The 18,931-nt window shown below is 46.8% G+C and carries 16 protein-coding genes; 5 read left to right on the forward strand and 11 right to left on the reverse strand.

The genetic code is table 11. The features are described 5' to 3' along the window. Nucleotides 1-14: 14 nt before the first annotated feature. The 3 genes from L0660_RS15220 to L0660_RS15230 form a co-directional block, all read right to left on the reverse strand. Nucleotides 15-3,626 carry a TonB-dependent receptor gene (locus L0660_RS15220; protein WP_235160220.1) on the reverse strand — a complete coding sequence of 1,204 codons (3,612 nt, stop codon included), beginning with the start codon at nt 3,624-3,626 and terminating at the stop codon, nt 15-17. A gap of 148 nt (nt 3,627-3,774) precedes the next feature. Next, complete coding sequence (locus L0660_RS15225) at nt 3,775-4,791, reverse strand: FecR family protein (protein WP_235160221.1); 1,017 nt, start codon at nt 4,789-4,791, stop codon at nt 3,775-3,777. Between the two features lie 73 nt (nt 4,792-4,864). Further along, nucleotides 4,865-5,449 (reverse strand): RNA polymerase sigma factor, encoded by a 585-nt coding sequence (locus tag L0660_RS15230; protein ID WP_235160222.1) that lies wholly within the window; start codon nt 5,447-5,449, stop codon nt 4,865-4,867. 212 nt (nt 5,450-5,661) lie between these two features. Between L0660_RS15230 and L0660_RS15235 the strand changes: the two genes are divergently transcribed. The 4 genes from L0660_RS15235 to L0660_RS15250 all read left to right on the forward strand — a co-directional run bounded on the left by L0660_RS15235 (nt 5,662) and on the right by L0660_RS15250 (nt 10,390). Continuing rightward, a complete protein-coding gene (locus tag L0660_RS15235; RefSeq protein WP_235160223.1) occupies nt 5,662-6,366 on the forward strand; it encodes an NrtR DNA-binding winged helix domain-containing protein in 705 nt (234 codons plus the stop codon). Between the two features lie 106 nt (nt 6,367-6,472). Beyond that, nucleotides 6,473-8,158 carry a ribulokinase gene (locus L0660_RS15240; RefSeq protein WP_235160224.1) on the forward strand — a complete coding sequence of 562 codons (1,686 nt, stop codon included), beginning with the start codon at nt 6,473-6,475 and terminating at the stop codon, nt 8,156-8,158. A gap of 24 nt (nt 8,159-8,182) precedes the next feature. After that, nucleotides 8,183-9,673 carry an L-arabinose isomerase gene (gene araA, locus L0660_RS15245; RefSeq protein WP_235160225.1) on the forward strand — a complete coding sequence of 497 codons (1,491 nt, stop codon included), beginning with the start codon at nt 8,183-8,185 and terminating at the stop codon, nt 9,671-9,673. A 12-nt stretch (nt 9,674-9,685) separates the two neighbouring features. Continuing rightward, a complete protein-coding gene (locus tag L0660_RS15250) occupies nt 9,686-10,390 on the forward strand; it encodes an L-ribulose-5-phosphate 4-epimerase (protein WP_235160226.1) in 705 nt (234 codons plus the stop codon). Here L0660_RS15250 and L0660_RS15255 read toward each other — a convergent pair whose 3' ends face one another. The 7 genes from L0660_RS15255 to L0660_RS15285 form a co-directional block, all read right to left on the reverse strand. Continuing rightward, nucleotides 10,391-10,540, reverse strand: a complete 150-nt coding sequence (locus tag L0660_RS15255; protein WP_169720023.1) for a hypothetical protein — start codon at nt 10,538-10,540, stop codon at nt 10,391-10,393. Nucleotides 10,541-10,685: 145 nt separating this feature from the next. Further along, entirely contained in the window at nt 10,686-10,868 is a 183-nt protein-coding gene (locus L0660_RS15260) for a hypothetical protein (RefSeq protein ID WP_233797830.1), read from the reverse strand. A 363-nt stretch (nt 10,869-11,231) separates the two neighbouring features. Then, nucleotides 11,232-11,621 (reverse strand): response regulator, encoded by a 390-nt coding sequence (locus tag L0660_RS15265; protein ID WP_235160227.1) that lies wholly within the window; start codon nt 11,619-11,621, stop codon nt 11,232-11,234. A 7-nt stretch (nt 11,622-11,628) separates the two neighbouring features. Next, nucleotides 11,629-12,720 carry a hybrid sensor histidine kinase/response regulator gene (locus tag L0660_RS15270; RefSeq protein ID WP_235160228.1) on the reverse strand — a complete coding sequence of 364 codons (1,092 nt, stop codon included), beginning with the start codon at nt 12,718-12,720 and terminating at the stop codon, nt 11,629-11,631. Further along, nucleotides 12,713-14,884, reverse strand: coding sequence for a 7TM diverse intracellular signaling domain-containing protein (locus L0660_RS15275; protein ID WP_235160229.1), 2,172 nt, complete (start codon nt 14,882-14,884; stop codon nt 12,713-12,715). Before L0660_RS15275 ends, L0660_RS15270 begins: the two co-directional genes overlap by 8 nt. Before the next feature lie 7 nt (nt 14,885-14,891). Beyond that, on the reverse strand, nt 14,892-15,584 hold the full coding sequence (locus L0660_RS15280) for a hypothetical protein (protein WP_233797834.1): 693 nt from the start codon (nt 15,582-15,584) through the stop codon (nt 14,892-14,894). Further along, entirely contained in the window at nt 15,584-17,860 is a 2,277-nt protein-coding gene (locus L0660_RS15285; protein ID WP_235160230.1) for an Rv1355c family protein, read from the reverse strand. The genes L0660_RS15280 and L0660_RS15285 overlap by 1 nt, the downstream gene beginning before the upstream one ends. A gap of 387 nt (nt 17,861-18,247) precedes the next feature. Between L0660_RS15285 and L0660_RS15290 the strand changes: the two genes are divergently transcribed. Next, nucleotides 18,248-18,715, forward strand: a complete 468-nt coding sequence (locus L0660_RS15290) for a response regulator (protein ID WP_026630021.1) — start codon at nt 18,248-18,250, stop codon at nt 18,713-18,715. 13 nt (nt 18,716-18,728) lie between these two features. Here L0660_RS15290 and L0660_RS15295 read toward each other — a convergent pair whose 3' ends face one another. Next, the gene (locus tag L0660_RS15295) at nt 18,729-18,893 is read right to left on the reverse strand and encodes a hypothetical protein (RefSeq protein WP_233797836.1); all 165 of its coding nucleotides are present in this window, start codon (nt 18,891-18,893) and stop codon (nt 18,729-18,731) included. Between the last annotated feature and the right edge of the window lie 38 nt (nt 18,894-18,931).

Raw genomic sequence — 18,931 nt, forward strand, 5'->3', positions numbered from 1 at the left:
TTTGGCAAATGATTTTAGAAATTAATGCTTAGGCCCGCAGAGTATGTTTTCGAAAGCGGATAAGTTCTTCCGTTGGTAAAATCACCGTCAAATTGCTCGGGATCAATATACTTAGATCTTAATGGCGTGTAAGTGAACAGGTTTTCGCCACTTACGTAAATGCGCGCCCGGGGAATGCGGACTTTCTTGCTGAGGCGCTCAGGAATTGTAAAACCCAGCACGATATTTTTCAGCCTCAGATAACCCACATTCTGAACATACCGATCATTGCGAGCATTGAGGTCGCCACCGCCGTTAAGCGCTGTGTAGCCGCGCAGGATAGGGAAGTATGCATCCGTATTTTCAGGCGTCCAGATATCATCCTCGAAGTTTTCAGGAAGAAATGAATAGTAAGGACGGGAGTAGGGGCCCCAGAATTTATCCGCATTTGCTCCGGGATACCAGTTCCGGCGAAGAATCCCCTGAGCCAGCGCAGAAAAATCAAATGCACCCCAGGAAGCACCCAGATTAAGGCCATATCTGAACCGCGGGTTGGTATTTCCGATCACTTTCAAATCGCCGTGGTCCGCCAATGTGTTTGCGCCTTCCGAAATCTTGCCGTCACCGTTCAAATCCAGGAATTTCAGATCGCCTGCCTGTAATTTACTCCACTCGCCTGGCGCGCTCAAACGCTGCTTGTTAACCAATGTCTGGTCAATCGGATAGGCTTGCGCCTCGTCATTGGTTCTAAAATATCCGTCAATGGAATACCCCCACATTTCACCCAGCGTTTGTCCTTCGTAACGGCTGGAAAGCAGCTTGTTTGGGTTGTCATAGCGCGTAATTTTCGCTTTATAATCCGACACCATGAATGTGGCGTTGTAAGCAAATGTCTTCCCGGCCAGTTTGAACTGGTCTTTCCACGCCACGGAAAGTTCGAATCCTTTTGTCTTCAAATCACCTGCATTCTGCGTAGGCACCGTGGCGCCATACACCGACGGAAGCACACGTCCCGGCACAAGCATATCCTTGGTTTCGCGGATATAAGCGTCCATGGCAATAGTCAGCTTGCCTTTGAAAAGATCGGCATCCAGACCAATGTTGGAAGTCGTCGCCGATTCCCAGGTCAGGCCGGCAGCGATGGGGTTGGGGCTGTCGACGTACGGGATTTTTTGTCCGTTATTGATCCACGACGAAAGAGCCGTCGGCATGATTTCAATGTAGGGATAAAAGCTCGCTGAACTTGGATTATCATTGAACTTAGGCGGAAGCTGGTTGCCTAATGTTCCATATGAAGCCCTGATTTTAAGGTTACTAACCACATTGCGGGCTGATTCGAAGAATTTTTCCTCACTCAGTCTCCAACCGGCCGAAACCGACGGGAAAAATCCGTAACGCCTGCCTGCGCCAAACCGCGATGTGCCATCATAGCGACCATTTACTTCCAGCAGATACTTGCCCATATAGTCGTAATTCAGCCTGAAAAACGCACCAAAAAGCGAATATTCGTAAGCGCCGCCGTTCACAAGCTGCTCTCCGGTTCCGAGATTGAGGTCGTTAATGTCTTCGGAAAGCAGGTTTTTGCGTGCGCCTGTCAGCACCTGATGCTTTTTGGATTCGTAATTGATCCCCGCAGTTGCGCCCAGGTAATGTTTGCCCAATGTCTTATTATATGAAGAATAAACATTGGTAACATGCATAGGATCAAACCAGAATGTCTTTTCTAGTTGGTCGGTATTGTAGTTCGGGACCGTTGCCAGGATGCCCGGCTGGATCGAGTACTGGGCAATGGCTGACCGATACCAATCATCCGTGATGTAGAACGAGTAGGAGTGGTTTGCGACGAGGTTCCAGGTTTTGGTAAAATCAATGGTAACCGAGTTAATGGTCGTGAGCTCATGCACTTTCTTTTCACCGCCGGCCACGCCTTTCAAGAGGTTTGCAAACAATCCGTCACCAATTGAATAGTTGTTTTTCAATGTGTTGTAAGTCGCGGTCCCGTCCGGGTTGCGCGGTGCATACGCGGGAAGCGCGTGCACGGTGATGGCGGTAAAGTTGGCATTTGCACCGCCTTTCAAACCTGGATATTTATAACGCGAATCGAAATATTGTGTGTTGTTGCTCACTTTCAGCCAGGGCGTCAGCTGCGCATTCACCTTGGTTCTTAATGTATAGGAATTGAACCTGTCTGTATTGATCCGCATAATCCCATCCTTCTGGAATGCAGAACCTGACAGGAAATAATTGACCTTATCCGTGCCGCCCGAAAGGCTGATATTATGCTGCATGGACGGCTCAACCTGCTTGAAAAGCGTTTTCCACCAATCGTAATTACCATAATAATTGTAAATGTCCTTTCCATTGACATTCTTCACCACTGTCCATGGACGTGCAGGATTCTCCGTTTTGTCGTAACGGCGCGCTTCCAGCTCGGCATAATCTTCTTCGGAATAACGCGTATAAGTATTTCCATTGGCGCGCTTGAATGCCTCGTCATTGATGCGGGTATGGTCGTAACCATTAGTCAGGAAGTTCGTACTCACTGTTGGCGTTGACCAGCCGAAGTTGTTGCTGTAACTCACACTCGTCTTCCCATTCTTCGCACTTTTTGTAGTAACCAAAATCACCCCGAATGCTCCCCGTGCACCATAAATGGCGGACGCGGCCGCATCCTTCAACACCGAAACCGACTCCACGTCATTAGGATTAATGCGGTTAATGTCACCCGGGATGCCGTCGACCAGAACCAGCGGGCCTCCGCCGTTGATCGAGGTTTCACCACGGACGTTCAAGTTTCCACCTTGTCCTGGCTGGCCTGTTCCGAATGTAATGTTCAGGTTGGGCACCATGCCTTGCAGGATTTGCGACATATTGTTCAATGGCCTGTTTTCCAGATCCCTCGATTGCACCTGGCTTACTGCGCCGGTGAGGTTTACGCGTTTCTGCGTTCCGTAACCTACCACAACCAGTTCTTCCAAAGCCTTGTTGTCGGCTGCCAGCGTGATATTCACTGTCGAACGGTTCCCTACCACGACTTCCTGGGAAGTATAACCCACAAAACTGAACACAAGCACAGATTCCACATTCGGCACCACGAGCTCAAAGTTTCCGTTTCCATCCGTCGTTGTCCCGGTGGAGCTTCCTTTGAGAACAACGCTTACGCCGGGCAGGGAGCCCTGGCCATCGGAAGAGGTTACCGTGCCTTTTACATTGATTTCAACCGGCAGGACATAATTTTGCAGCTTTTCTTCCAGATCCGGAATGTTGGATTCTTCCTTCGCGGCCTTTCCTCTTGCCAGCACGATCTGCCCGTTTATAACCCGGTAGTTAATGCCGCGGGAAACCAGCAGCTGGTCCAGGACTTTCGACAATTTTTGATTTTTTGCCTCGATACTTACATTTTCTTTGAGAGAAACCCGGCTGCTGTAGACAAATTTCGCATCCACTTTCTCCTGAATCTCATCCAATGCTTCTTTCAGCGAAACATTTTTAAGACTGATTGTCATATCCTTGCTCAGGATAGACTGGGCTGTACTTTCCTTTGCATAGCTGCTGCCTGCCAGTAAGGCTACAAAAAGCCATTGAAGCAATCCAATGCGCATAATCATTTGCCAGTTTACGGGCTTGTTACGTACTGTTTTTTGCATAATTTTGATTGTCTGATGGTTAAGCACTGTTGGGTAAAACATCCCTTAGTTTCGGTGGTACGAGGTTAAAAGGATGGAATTCTGGACCGGGGGTGGTGGTACACCTCCGGTTTTTTCATGGCGGAATAGATCGGTGGTTCATAGGCGGTTATTCACAAGGTGTTCCATTGAGTAAAATCGTGTTTCCTGAAATAGTATAGTTGGCTTCCAAGGTGGTGCAGAGCATTTCCAGGATTACCGTAAATGGCTGCGACTCGAAATTGGCGGTTACACTGCACGTGGCAGTGGCGGGATTGGACAAGCGAATGTTTACATTAAACCGTTTTTGGAGCTGCTCAATAACCTTATTCAACGGCGCTTCTTCGAAAACGACCGTTACCGGCTCGTATATTTCCTTGCGGGGTTGTATGGTTATTTGCCTCGCAGTCAGCCTTTTGGATTCAATTTCAAAGATGGCCTGCTGCTTTGGTTTCAGGACGAGCTGCTGTGGCTTTGTCTCGGTGCCCGGCGCGGTAACTTCCACGCTACCCGTCAGCACATCCACCTGAAACACCTTCTGAGCCGAAGCAGCTTTTACATTAAAGCTTGTCCCCAGCACCTTAATGACCATTTCCCCGCTCTGAATGAGGAAAGGCCGGGTTTTATCTTTTGTTATATCAAAAAAACCTTCCCCCGAAAATGTGACTATGCGCCGGTCTGCATCGAAGCGGGCGGGATAGGTTACCGAAGCTTCCGGGTGCATGATGATCGAGCTGCTATCCGGCAGCATATGCGTAACGATCCTCGATTCCGTATTGACAAACCGGACAATGTCCGATTTTTTCTTCTGCTGGATCTCTTCAATGATAGAAACCGGCTGTTCCTTCCGGATCGGGTAATTAAAATAAAGTCCCGCTGCAATGGCCACGGACGCCGCTATGCCCGAAATCCAGCGCCATGGGAAAGGCCGTGCCGGCGATTCGTCCAGAATATTAAGTTCACCTTTAATGCTTTCGAAAGTGTTTTCCCTGATGGAAGATTTTTCTGTTTCAGATAATTTTTCCAAATGGTCGGCATCTCCTTTGATGGCAGCATACCACGCCTCAACCTCTTCTTTTTCCTGATCATTGCATTGATCGAGGAGATATTTTTCTAATAAAACCGGGGAGATAAAGGGTGCCTTCATTGCTTAAAGTATGGTATCAAACTTCAAGTCGCACGCCGGAAAGCAAACCCTTAGGCGGGGTGTATATTTTTTTTTAATTAAAAAGGAAAAAGAGGATGCCGGAGATTATGTGGTCTTTCAAATGCGCCCTTAAAATCCGGATCGCTTTGGAAATGTGCTGCTCCACCGTCTTCTCGGCAATCGCAAGCCGGTCCCCGATCTGTTTGTTGGAAACGCCCTGCCTGCTCAGCACAAACACTTCCTGACATTTGGGTGACAGCAAATGCAGACCCTGTTCGTAGCGGGTTTGCAGGTCGGCTGTTAATGTATGCTGGTCGGCAAAGTCAACTGGATCTGCGTGCAGTGATTCCCAATGATCGTAATGTTGTTTTCGGGTAAATTCTTTGCGGTAAAAAGAAATGATCTGCTTCTTGGCGATAGCGAAAAGGAATGTGCGGCAGCAAAGGATCTGCTGCCCGTGACGCTTCTGCCAGATGTTTACGAATAATTCCTGCACAATTTCCTGCGCAGCGAACCGGTCGTTCACTTTGCTGTAAGCGTAATTGAAAAGCACATTAAAATAGCGGTTATATAGCTCGGCAAAAGCCAGCTCGTCGTCCTGCTCGCTGATCAGCGCAAGGATATTTTCATCGGAACAGGAAGTATAGATGGCGTTCATAACGAAGATTTCCTTTGAATTCCGGCTGCCCGGATTGGAATAGCTCACAAAATTCGGACAATATTTCCTTATTGAATCTTTTAACAGATTAAGTAATCTCGTTCTTTTATTTACTTTCTTAACAATAATATAAAATCGTCCGGACGGCAAATGTTTTTTGTAACCGCCGGTTCTTTAAATTGCCGACTATTTATCCCTACACAATTAAATGAATGAATAATTATCCGCAGGCTTCGCGCATTCTGCTGGCAATAGACTGTATTATTTTCGGGTTCGACGGGAAGGATATCAAGCTGTTGCTGATTAAAAGGAATTTTGAGCCTGAAAAGGGGAAATGGTCGCTGATGGGCGGCTTTCTCAATGCGGATGAAGACCTCTCGGATGGCGCAGCGCGCATCTTATACAATCTTACGGGGCTGAAAAACATCTACGTCGAGCAGCTAGAAACGTTCGGAAAGATCCACCGCGATCCGGCCGAAAGGACTGTTTCGGTTGTGTTTTTTGCACTCATCCAGATTGACGACCATGACGCCGACGCGGTTAAAAGCCATAATGCTTCCTGGATTACGCTGGAAAATCGTCCGGCGCTGATATTCGATCATGAGGATATGGTTTGCAAGGCCATCGAACATTTAAAATACAAAGCTGCACTGCATCCCATTGGTTTTGAGCTCTTACCGGAGCTTTTTACCATTCCCCAACTCCAAAAACTCTACGAAGCCATCTACAACATCCCGCTCGACAGGCGCAATTTCAGCCGCAAACTTTTGTCAACGGGATTACTGATCGACACCGGAAACAAAAACAGCAACAGCACGACTAAAAAGGCTACTTTGTACAAGCTGGACGAAGTGAGATATAAGGAGAAGTTTCATTCGTTCTGGAATTTTATGCCCGACAGCATGAAGCAGTCGTAGGGTAGGAGATTAGTTTGGGCGTCAATCAGTAATATTAATTGTGTCAAAATAACACCATAAACAAATTTATTTATATTTGTTACGTGATAAGTGAAATAATACGATCATGAGAGAAGGTTACGTCATAGGGATTGATTTTGGCACGGACTCCGTGCGGGCGCTGGTTGTGAACGCGCATACGGGCGATCAGGCCGGAACGGCGGTTCGGGAATACAGCCGTTGGAAGCAGGGAAAATACTGCGATCCAGCGTCGTCGCGGTTCAGACAGCATCCGCTGGATTACCTTGAAGCCATGGAGGCTGCTTTGCTGGAAGCACTGGACAAATTACCCGCAGATGCGCGGAACAATGTCCGGGGCATTTCTGTGGATACGACGGGTTCTACGCCTGTTGCTGTGGACCGGAACGGCACGCCTTTGTCGCTGCTCCCTGAGTTTGCCGATAATCCAAATGGCATGTTTATCCTCTGGAAAGATCACACGGCCAATGCCGAAGCGGAGGAAATCAACACATTGGCACACAGTCTAGAAACAGATTATACCAAATACGTCGGCGGGATTTATTCGTCGGAATGGTTTTGGGCCAAGATCCTGCGGACGCTGCGGGTAGACAGCGAAGTGCGTGACAAAGCGTTTTCGTGGGTGGAACATTGCGACTGGATCTCTGCCGAACTGACCGGTAACACAGACCCGCTGACATTGAAACGATCCAGGTGCGCAGCCGGACACAAGGCTCTATGGCACAGCGATTTCGACGGTTTGCCACCCAATGAGTTCCTGACCAAGCTTGATCCGCTTCTGGATGGCATCCGCGACCGGCTTTTCTCCCAGACACAAACTTCGGACGAAGCGATGGGCACCATTTCGCCAAAATGGGCAGCAAAATTGGGCATTCCTGCCGACACAGTCATTGGTGTAGGGGCATTTGATGCGCATATGGGCGCAGTAGGAGCATTAATCGAGCCTTATTCACTTTGTAAGGTGATCGGGACGTCGACTTGTGACATGCTGATCGCTCCGAACGAGGAAGTCGGACATTTATTGATCAAGGGCATTTGCGGCCAGGTCGACGGCTCCATTATTCCCGGTATGCTGGGTATGGAAGCGGGTCAATCTGCATTTGGTGACATTTATGCGTGGTTTTCCAAGTTGATCGTTGAGCCGGTGAGGACCTTGCTGGGCGAGGAAGCTGCGCAAAAATTGTCCAAAGAACTCATCCCGCATCTGGCCGAAAAAGCCGCAAAACTGCCAGTTACCGAAAACGACATTATCGCCATCGACTGGATGAACGGCCGCCGGACGCCCGATGCGAAACATACATTAAAAGGCGCTATACTGGGCTTGAACCTGGCCAGCGATCACGTCCGGATATTTAAAGCGCTGGTGGAAGCCACGGCTTACGGCTCCAAAAGCATCGTGGAACGGTTCAGGAAGGAAGGCGTTCCGATTCATGAAGTCATTGCGATTGGTGGTGTTGCCAAGAAATCGGCATTTGTGATGCAAACGCTGGCGGATGTGCTTAATATGCCTATCAAAGTCGCTGCTTCCGAGCAGGCCTGTGCGCTGGGCGCGGCAATGTTCGCCGCAGTTGCTTCGGGAATTCATAAGACCCTGCCGCAAGCACAGGAAGCCATGAACTCCGGCTTTGACGCTGTTTATACGCCCAGACCGGCGCAAACGGCTGTTTATCAATCATTATATCAAAAATACACGCAGTCTGGTGCATTCCTGGAAAACGATTTTCTGCGCAAATGGGAGCCGGCTCCCGAGAATATATTATCCGCTTCATTGTAAAATGTAACCCTTTCCACAATCATAATGGTTGATTTAAAACAATTTGAAATTTGGTTTATTACGGGCAGTCAGGATCTGTACGGCGCCGACACGCTCAGACAAGTCGCGGAACACGCCCAGATCATCAGCAAGCATTTTGACGAATCTGCTCAGATGCCGGTCAGGACGGTTTTCAAGCCTGTCGTGAAGTCATCGGAAGAGATTTTTAATATCATGCAGGACGCGAATGTGGCTAAAAACTGCATTGGTATAGTAGCCTGGATGCACACCTTTTCACCGGCAAAAATGTGGATCCGTGGTTTGCAGATCATGCAAAAACCATTGCTCCACCTGCATACGCAGTTTAACCGCGACATTCCCTGGGCGAACATTGATATGGATTTCATGAACCTGAACCAGTCGGCGCATGGCGACCGGGAATTTGGTTTCATGATGACGCGTATGCGCCTGAACCGGAAGGTGATCGTGGGACACTGGCAGGAGCAGCACATTATAGAAGATCTGGCAAAATGGACACGCGTGGCGGCTGCCCGGCACGATATGAAAGGAGCAAAATTTGTTCGTTTTGGCGACAATATGCGCGAAGTGGCAGTTACCGACGGTGATAAGGTTGCTGCTGAAATGACATTCGGATTTTCGGTAAACACGTCCGCTGTGGGCGACCTGGTTGCTGTTATAAATCAGGTTTCGGAACAGGAAGTCGGACTTTTGATTGATGAATATGAATCGCTTTATGATCTGGCGGACGGCATTCGTAAGGGAGACGGGAGGCATCAGGCGCTTTGGGATGCTGCCCGGATTGAACTGGGATTGAAATACTTTCTGGAAGACGGAAATTTCAAGGGTTATACCAACACATTCGAGGATTTGCACGGCATGAAGCAGCTTCCGGGCATAGGTTCTCAGCGCATGATGGCGGCGGGCTATGGTTATGCAGGCGAAGGTGACTGGAAAACGTCGGCCATGGTGCGGGCGCTCAAAGTAATGGGCAGCGGACTGGCAGGCGGAAACTCCTTCATGGAGGATTACACTTACCATTTCGACCCGGCTAATAACCTCGTGCTGGGATCACATATGCTGGAAATCTGCCCGAGCATTGCCTCCGGCAGACCGTCCTGTGAAATCCATCCCCTGGGCATCGGCGGGAAGGAAGATCCTGTCAGACTGGTTTTCAATGCTGCGGCAGGTCCTGCTATTAATGTTTCCCTGGTGGATATGGGCAACCGTTTCCGGATCCTGGTGAACGAAGTAGAAGCGGTGGAAGTGACCGAAGCACTTCCGAAACTTCCGGTTGCGAGGGTTTTATGGAAACCAGCCCCGGATATGGCCACGGGTTGTGCGGCATGGATCTACGCAGGCGGTGCACACCATACGGTTTACAGCCAGAACCTCACCACGGATCACATTGAAATGCTGGCCGAAATGACTGGCGTTGAGCTGGTTGTGATTGATAAGAACACGTCGCTCAGGCAGTTGAAAAATGAATTGAGATGGAGCGAGGCCTCGTATAGATAACATTGAAAAAGCATGTCTAAATACACTTATTTAAAAGAGCAGGTTTACGAGGCCAATATGGAGATTCCCCGGGAGAACCTGGCCATTGTTACGTTTGGTAATGTGAGCGGGATGGACCGGAATGCGGGCGTGATTGCTATTAAGCCCAGCGGCGTTCCTTATCACAAGCTCAAAGTCGAGGATATTGTTTTGCTGGATCTGGATAACCAGGTTGTGGAAGGCAATATGCGGCCATCTTCGGATACGAAAACACATACATTGCTTTATAAAAATTTCCCGTCCATTGGCGGCGTCTGCCACACGCATTCAACTTACGCCGTGGCGTGGGCGCAGGCCATCAGGGCGATTCCGAACCTGGGCACCACACACGCCGATCACTTAACTACGGCTGTACCTGTTACCGAAGTAATGTCGGATGAAATGATCCAGCGAGATTACGAATTGGAAACGGGTAATCAGATCCTGGATTTGTTCGGGGACGAAAAGTTGAATTATGAAGAAACGGAAATGGTCCTGGTGGCTTGCCACGGGCCGTTTACGTGGGGGAAAGATCCGGCTAAGGCCGTTTATAATTCCGTTGTGCTGGAAGAAATTGCAAAGATGGCTTACCTTACAATGCACATTAACCCCTCCGCTCAGACCATTAAGCAAGGCCTGATTGACAAGCATTATTTTCGCAAGCACGGAAAGGATGCTTACTACGGGCAGGGTTGCTGATCAGTTCTTATTTTCAGGGCGTTTGCTGGCAATGTTGCGCATTTGCTGCAACGCTTCCTGGCGCGACATGCGTTTTTCACTCGCTTTCGCTTCATTTATGGATTCCTTGGAAAAGCGACCTTTGAAAAGGTTAAAAAGAGCGAATAACATATTTGAATATTTGAAGGATGACTTTCCTATGAACGTTCACCAAACATAGAAAAGTTTGGGGTAAAAAAAAACTATCGGAAAGTGTTCCCGATAGTCGTATGATAGTTAAACGTTGAGTAAGAATGTCTTTTTTAGATAATAAGTCTCACGCACCTCTGCGCAACTTGCTTCCGGGGTTGAAATCATCCTGGATCCAGCGAACGAAATTGTTGGAATTGGTTTTATAAATTTCCATAGATAGCGGCTTAATGCCGCTATACTCAACCTCCTTAACGTACTCCGCGTGTAATTTTAAGATCTCAGACAGGGTTTTGCTATCAGTTTTCATTTAAAAAGGGATGTTAAAGATTACTATATGCCAAGATCCTGCTATAAAGCTGTTCCTCAACAGTGCGCAATTTTAAAAAAATTAAAAAAATTATATTAATAGTTTATATGTTCATATCATGTGGCATAATTTTCCCACTAATGGCAAATGTGTGGTTTAACCCGAAGAAAATTTGTTACATTATTGGACAAACTGGGAATTGTACTAGCTGGAAGCCTGCAAACGTAATTTTTATTCAGTCGTTGCGCATTATGCAGAACAATGTTAAAGTCCTATGCCTAAGCAACTTAGATTACTTCCTTCATTTGGGAGCGAGGACTTTCTAACAATCAAAGCAGGCGGAAACACGCCAAAATACAAAAATCAGATTTCTAGCTTTCGCTTCAAAGTTGAGATTTCCAATGGTTTGGGAAGGAGGTCGATGATATGCCGGCTCGCCTTTGCCTTGTCGATGTCACGGGTATCAATGGTGGAGGACAACATGAAGAGTTTAATCTTTTTATGGAGACTTTCCGGAAGATGGTCGAATTCGTCTATAAACTCAAACCCGTTCATGTCGGGCATTTGCAGGTCCAGCAGAATAATGCTTTCAGGAAGGCTATCTGCTTCACTGACAAGATGTTTGAGCGCATCGCGCGCGGAATTGAATGTCCTGACAGAGTCCGTAATGCCACTTTTCTTCAGTAACTTTTCGTATATAAACAGATCGAATGTGCTGTCGTCTATAAGGAAAAAGTGTAAAAGTGGCTTCATGTATTTCTTATTTATGGATAGAAGGGATGTTGACTTCGAAAATACTTCCTTCGCCAACTTTGGAAGAAACGCTAATCTCACCTCCGAGTTTAGCAATCGCTTCATGTACAATGTACAAACCTATGCCTGATCCACTGTTTGTTGCGCCTGCCCGGTAAAACATTTTGAAAATTTTGTCCTGATCCGAATCTTTGATGCCCGAGCCATTGTCCTCGATGGTGATCTTGGCTGAGCTCGGCGTGGACTTGATTTTCAGATGCACGAACTGGTTCTGCTTGTTCGTATCCTGGAATTTTATAGCATTGTTGATCAGGTTATTGAATATAATCCGGAGCTTCATTACATCCGACCGGAACACACCATCCTGCTCAATGTCAGTGGTCATTTTCAGGTTGCCGTATTCGGGCAGATATTGGATGGTGGCCTGCACTTCGGTTACGAGCTCTTCGAAACTGATGTCCGTAACGACTGGAACGCCTCTTGCATTTTTGTAGTAATCAATGATATTAATAATGAATGTATCCAGCTTTTTAACCGACTGCCGGATCAGTTCCAGATATTCGTTCTGGGATTTGATATCGTCTTCCAGCAGCGCCAGGTTCACGATCCCAAGCACGGACATCAACGGCGCGCGCAAGTCATGGGAAGCGCTGTAAACAAACTTATCGAGCTCTTCATTCGCCTTCTGCAACTCTTCATTCCGCTCTTTAAGATCTTCGCGCGTTTTATAAATGTCGTAGGCGTGCGAAATTGCATTCTCAACATAACCATAATCCCAGGGCTTGTCGATAAACCTGAACACTTCTCCCTTGTTAATGGCATCGATCGCCGCGCCAATATCAGTGTGGCCTGTGATGAGAATCCGGATTGGTTTAGGATATTTAGTCCTGATTTTCTCAAAAAACTGCACACCCGTCATAATGGGCATGCGCTGATCTGCGAGTATAATGCAGAAATCCTGTTTTTCAAGGATCAATTCCGCATCTATTACAGATGAGGCAATTGTGATATCGTACTGCTTCCGGAAAGAAGCCTTGAACGAATGAAGGTTATGCTCCTCATCGTCAATGTAAAGGATGGTTATTGGTTTTTCACTCATTGAAATCTTGGATAGGGCGTGCTTTCTGTTTTACGGGCAGGGTGATCAAAAACTCTGTTCCCTCGCCAACTTCGGTATTTACCTGGATATTTCCGCTGTGAACTTCAATTATTTTAAATACAATGGATAATCCGAGGCCTGTTCCGTCTCCCACCTGCTTGGTGGTAAAGAACGGCTCGAAAATTTTCGCGCGGACCGCGGGTGGCATACCGGGCCCGTTGTCCCGGATAGAAATAGAAATATTTTCCGGGTCCTGCAGCCATGACCTAACCCAGATTGTCGGCGTTTTTCCCTCTGTTTTCGCATTTAACAGTGCGTAAATGGAATTATTGAGGATATTCATAAACACCTGGTTCAGCTTGCCTGCGAAACATTCGATACTCGGGATATTCCCCAGCTCTTTTACCAAATGTATGGAATTACCCATTTGATAGTTTAAAATAATAAGGGTTGACTCGATGCCCTCATTAATGTTGACGACGTTGAGGTCGGATTCATCTACGCGGGAGAATATTTTTAACCCTTTTACAATCTCAACCGTCCTGCTGGCGCCATCTTCCATGCCTTTCAGCAAGGTGCCCAGCTCAGTTTTAATGTAGTCAAGATCCAGATCTTCTTTCAATCGCTCGATTTCTTTGATCTTAACCTGTAACTGATCAATTGAGTCAACGCCCTGGATGTCATTGTAGGAATCGAGGATTTCGAGGACGTCGTCAATGTCACGGCGGAGGGGCCTGATATTCGAGCTCACGAAGTTGATGGGATTGTTGATCTCATGGGCGATCCCTGCTGTAAGCTGACCCAGTGAAGCCATCTTTTCGGAATCCAGCAGCTGTGTCTGGGTGTCTTTCAGTTTATTGAGCGTCACATTTAGTTCTGTATTAGCGTGTTGCAACTCAGCAGTTCGCTCGTTGACACTCCTTTCCAGATTAATGTTTTGCTCCATAATGATCTTTTCATTTTCCAGCGACACGCGGAGGGCTTCTTCCTGTGATTCTTCCCTTTCCTTTTTAAATATATTAATCTTATCCGCCAGTGCAATAGATAGCAGTACAACTTCTGCAATAGAGCCGAACTGCATGGTGTAAGTTGTGAAAATATTATACGGCAGGATGTTAATATTTCGCAAAACAAGAAGGAACAGACCAAGCAGGAAAATACTCCAGGCCAATAAGAAAAGTTTGGCAGGACGATAATTTTCCTTTGAAAGTTTAAACCCTATTATAAAAAGCCCGATCGCCCCAACTCCTCCTGATACATCGACCGCGCGAAAGCTCAGTAATTCAAACCCAAGCAGGTTCAGTAAGCCTGTGGACGAATAAAGTGCGATGATCACATTCAGGATGAAGACCCCTGGCGGCCATTTTTCGGGAAGCTGGAGAAAGTTTTTCACGAAAAGCATGGCGAAGATTCCGGCAACACCCGAGAAGTAAATGGTTGCTACGGAGTTGAATTTTGGTGCAAATGGCCAGATATACTTAAACCCGTAACCCGACAATGCGGTTTGTGCCAATCCTACGAACAACACATAAAGCACATAAAAAAGGTAACTCTTGTCGCGGGTGGAGAAGTAAATGAAGACATTATAAAGCACCATTACTGCAATGATCCCTGCGAAAATGCCATTGATGGTTTCGCCGATCTGCGCGGCTTCGAAGAATGTTTCCTGGTCGCGCAGGATGAGCGGCAGGATCACCTGGTTATAGCCCTTCACCCGCAGATAATAGTTCTTTTGCTGGCCTGGCCTTATATCAAGCGCAAAAACAAGATTCTGGTGTTTGATCCGTCTTTCATTGAAGTCCGCATTTTCACGATTTGTTTCAACCTTGACCTTTGCGCCCTCAATCTCAAAAAGCTCACAGGTATGTATCAGCGGATGCGCGAGTTCCAGATATAGCAGCGAGCTGGCCGATTTGTTGGCGATGGAAAACCGGATCCAGAATGTGGACTGGCTCAGCCCCATATTAGGCGTGTCGTCCGTACTCTGAACGAAAGCGTTGGTTTTTAGGACCTGCTCAAAATTGCGCGCATTGGTGACATCTTCAAAAATTTCAACCTGCTTGCCAATGATTTGTGAGCCCTGGTAAAAATTCACCGGGATGCCGTAAACGAGCTTTGCGGAAAGTAGAAATGTGATTGCAAATAGGTGCTTTAAAAATTTCATAAAAATCCTAAATCTTCATATCAAGATCATAATGTAATGCAATTTCTCCCTTCGGGCCCTTTTCCACCGCAAACTGAACCGGATGCTTGCGCAGGTGCATGATGCGCTCGCGCTCTTCTTCATGCGCCTGGGGCAGATTGTCCAGGTCGTTGACGATAATGGCGGTGGCGATGAGGCCTTCTTTGGGATAATAAAATGTTCCGTTGTCCCCCAGGTCACGGATAATTTCAAACCCGATCCGCAGGCACTGGCGCAAGGTAGGCGGTGAGCACAATGCAAATAAATGGTCAACACCGATCTGCGAAGTAATCGCAACGCCGATCCTTCCCAGGAAAATGCTCCCGATGCCGTAACCCGCCACTTCTTTGGAATTGAAGAGGCCGCAGAACTCGGCGATCTTTTTTTCTTTCAGATTGTCTACATACCCGTAAATGCGCTCGTCCTTCTTGGCAATGGCATCTTCCATCGGCATTTTCATTTTCTCATTGCGGACCTGGATCCTCCCGCCGCCATAAATCTTTTCACCGTCCTCGGACTCAACAATGATCACATAAGTATTTTCATCATTCAGCCAGTCATGGCTTGCGGAAGTCACCTGCTTTACGCCATAGGCTTCCAGTACTTTTCGGTGCTCGTCAATGTACCTATAACAGGTTTCGATATCCTCAGTTGACTTGTACGCTTTAATTTTTGCTACCATCAAATTGCGTCGTTTACAATAAACAAGGTTTCATTCAATGGAAGGCGTGGTAATGGAATTGCTGGCATTTCCGGTTTGATGATCTTAAATAGAAAAACTGCTTTTGTGTTATTTTTTAAAGATATGATATTTTGAAACTCATTGCGTAAACCTTGTAATTTGTCTTTTTCCGTTACACTTAATCCGGCGCCCGAATCAAGCCGTTCAAACAAAAACAGGGGTGATAGCAATGGCTGGCCGCCCAGACCGAGTTGTTCAACGGTTATCCAAAGCTTTTGAGAAGCGACTCCTCCCACAAAGTACTGATCTGCTGCATCCGGCAATGTAATAATAGCCACACAGGAAGCATCTGCAACGCTGAATTGGATAGGTTCCGTTAAAGCATTTCCACCGCCAAATGCGCTCAGCGCAGCAGCGATTTTTTTGTCCTTAACGATCGATAACGCAGCCATATGCGCTGGCGTTGAGGCCAATGCCTGGATAGGAACACCGTCCCCTGCATTCGCATTTTCCGCGCCTGGCCACCGGATGTCGCGGTTGAAGTAGTCGTTATGACCTTCCGTATGAAGCATCATTATCCTGTCGCATGCTGCGACAACTTTTCCAAGTCCAGCGAGCTGTTCCTTTTCGGTAATGAGTTGAACATCAGCACCGGATACGCCCTCCACAGCCTTGTGCAGGGCATTCCTTTCTTCTTCGTGTAATGCATAAGACAAGGTTGAATTCCGGTGAATTGCGAAAGATTCCGCGGATTCTGCCAGCCTGTGTGTTTGATTTCCGGGCTGGGTGTCTTTTATAAATTGAATGCTGGCAACCAGCTCGTTCGAATCTGTAACAGGGGATTTTTGTACAATGGTCTGATAGCCAAGCTGACTGGCCTTCAGCAACGCATGCTCATAGGCAGCGCCCAGGGCGAGGTGCGCGGCCATGTTATTGATATTGGAAAAAGAATGCGAGCGGAATGTATCGTGAAATAAATGCAGCAGACCATTTCGGAAAACCCATTTCCAGGGCTGGTCATTTCCATTTGAATATGCTTGTGTTGCGGCGTTAACAATCTGCCCGATTTCATCCGCGTTCGGGACAGCGTCGGGCTGAGTCTGGGGTAGGGAATCAATGATGGCAAGAGCCCGATCCAGGTCGAATGACGTGTTCGGATTACTATAAACGGCGACCGTGGAAGTGTCTGGTTTGTTATTGATCAGGGTTTCGAGATCTACATAATATCTTCCTGAATCCGTAAATTGATCCAGCAGGATGCGCCTGCAAACGTCGGTTACAACGCCTCCGCCCAATGTTACCGCACTTGCAAGCTGCGGCCAGGTGGTGATCGTCTGCCCGATTTCCAGCAATGAAGCCCGCCCGCGGGTGGAAGTGTTCATGGCGTCAATAATGCGCATTACTAACGGAAAGCGGTCGGCGGGACTAATGTTCTTTAATTTTTCAGCAGGAATATCAGCCAGCATTCCGTGCAGAATAGGCCTGTCCGTCTCCCGGTCAAACCGTTCCACATCCAGCATTCCCCGGTCGCTCGTTTCCATTACAACCGGAATATGAAAGCTTTTGGCCATCTGCCGTGCGCTGATCTTTACTTCCAGGTCGTCACATTCGTCAACAAGAATGTCCAGCTTACCACCTTCGGTAAGAAATGACGTGATATTGTCTTCCGTAATTCCTTCCGTATAACATTCTATTTCCAGGTAGGGATCTATCTCCGCAATTTCCCTGGCCGTTACTATCGCTTTGTTGATGCCTATGTTGTGCAGACCGGTTTTTATCCGGTTCAGATTACTCAGCTCAATGGTATCAAAATCAGCAAGTTTTAATGTTCCGCAAATGCGTTCTGTGGCAACGCTGAGTGCAACCGCATGACCAACCGAAAGTCCGATGATACCAATTCTGCGTTCAGATAATGTTGCCTGTTCGTGCGGGGTGATCTTATAATGGTTTCTGCTGGTTCTTAATGTTACGAAGTCGTGCTTGTTGAGAATGTGCAGCAGCCGGTTGGACCAGGGATAATAGACCCACGAACCAAGCAGATCGGAATCTTTGCCCGAAATCCATTCGTCGTACTTTTCGTCAATTTCAGTACTTGTAAGCCTTTTCCTGGGATTTTGTATCTTAATCAGCTCCTTCATTTGGGAAGAAAACAGATCGAGGACGATTTTTTGTTGATAGTCCGAAAGGACTGCATTAAACTTTTGTTTGTCAGTGCTTTGTTCGTGAAAGATAAAAATCGGCTTATAGATCGTATTGTTTGCTGGATAGGGATACATTTTTAAGCTATTAGGAGGACGGTTCCCAGAAGAACTCACGTAAAATTTAAAATTCGACGAAATGTATTGATCTTCGTATAAAATCGCTGCCGCTGAAACTTTGTAACCGGGCAAGTGATCCTATGTCTATCAATAGTTACACAAATTGCTGAAATTATTTTTCTAAAACTATCACAGGTTGTATCCAGGACAAAATATTTGATTGGAAAGCGTCTAAATTCGTTGACAAGTAGTTGGTTACACAGAGGTAAAAAGTTAATTTGTAAAAACCACTTAGCGCTTTTATACTAATATAGAATTAATATTATAATATTATCAATTAGTTGAGCGTATCGGATCGAACTCAAATTTCAAACAACCTCCGAAAAAAGAAAGAATTACGTGATAATGGAAACCAAAGAAAAAATAAGCGTCCTGTATGTAGATGATGAGATCAACAACCTCAATTCATTCAAGGCTGCGTTTAGAAGAGATTTTAACATTCTGATCGCTACATCAGGGCGGGAAGGCTTGGAGCTGCTGAAACATAATGTGGTTCACGTGATCATTACGGATCAGCGCATGCCTGAAATGACCGGGGTGGACTTCCTGATAGAAGTGTTAAAGGATTACGCAGAGCCAGTCCGCATTCTGCTGACGGGCTATACGGACGTTTCGGCCGTGATTGATGCTGTGAATAAGGGCCACATTTATTACTATCTCAATAAGCCGTGGGACGAGGCCCAGCTGCGGATCATCATTAAAAATGCGCATGAGATTTTTTATCTGCGGGAGAAGAACAAGGAACTTATTGAAAAGCTGATCGAAGTGAATGGTCAGCTGGAATTCCTGCTCAGGCAAAACCTGCTTTCCTAGCAGGTTGCAACATTCATTTTCTTCTGAAACTGATGTTCCTTCTTGATAATTGTGCATGCCCGAACTGTTTCAACAGGTTCAGCACAACTGAAAATCCGGCCGTAATAAATATTGCCAGGAAAAGAATGACTGCAAATACGAGGTTGCCTATCGCTTTCAAAAATATGATAAAGTCCATCTGCTTATGTGTTTAGTGGGTGTTTGACGTTGATATGT

The sequence above is a fragment of the Dyadobacter sp. CY351 genome (assembly GCF_021502625.1).
Lineage (GTDB): Bacteria > Bacteroidota > Bacteroidia > Cytophagales > Spirosomataceae > Dyadobacter > Dyadobacter chenhuakuii.